The organism is Arcanobacterium bovis (assembly GCF_004331995.1).
GTDB lineage: Bacteria > Actinomycetota > Actinomycetes > Actinomycetales > Actinomycetaceae > Arcanobacterium_A > Arcanobacterium_A bovis.
In genome coordinates, this window is the sequence record NZ_SJDT01000023.1 from 1 (window position 1) to 454 (window position 454).

At 51.3% G+C, this 454-nt stretch carries 1 protein-coding gene; it reads left to right on the forward strand.

Going from position 1 to position 454, the window contains the following annotated elements; all coding sequences use genetic code 11:
• Positions 1–64: 64 nt before the first annotated feature.
• On the forward strand, positions 65–454 hold a 390-nt coding region (locus tag EZJ44_RS08610; protein ID WP_479680223.1), incomplete at its 3' end, for a TraG/VirB4 family ATPase.

Below are 454 nucleotides of genomic sequence, written 5' to 3' on the forward strand. Positions count from 1 at the left end.
GATGTATTCAACATACCTTCACACCCCTGAACTAGCATCACCGACACTGGACACACTCTATGAGATGTTACGGGCTCAGCCCGAACCACAGGCGCATGAGCTAGCGACAGCTCTTGAGCTGTATGCGCGTGGATCCGCGTCAGGGTTTGCGCAGCAAACCAACGTCGATACAACAAACCGTGTGATGATCTTTGATCTTGCCGCTCTAGGTGCCGACCTGCAGACGTTTGGAATGATGGTTGTTCTTGAAGAAGTCTGGCGCAGAATCGTAGCCAATAAACGCCGTGGTGTGCGCACATGGCTGTACGTCGACGAATTCCACGTGCTTTTTGCCAATGACTATGCCGGTGCCTACTGCCAATCCTTGTTTAAGCGTGTGCGCAAATATGGCGCTGCAGCAACAGGGATTACGCAAAATATTGAAGAATTGCTCGAATCTGAACGAGCACGTCTC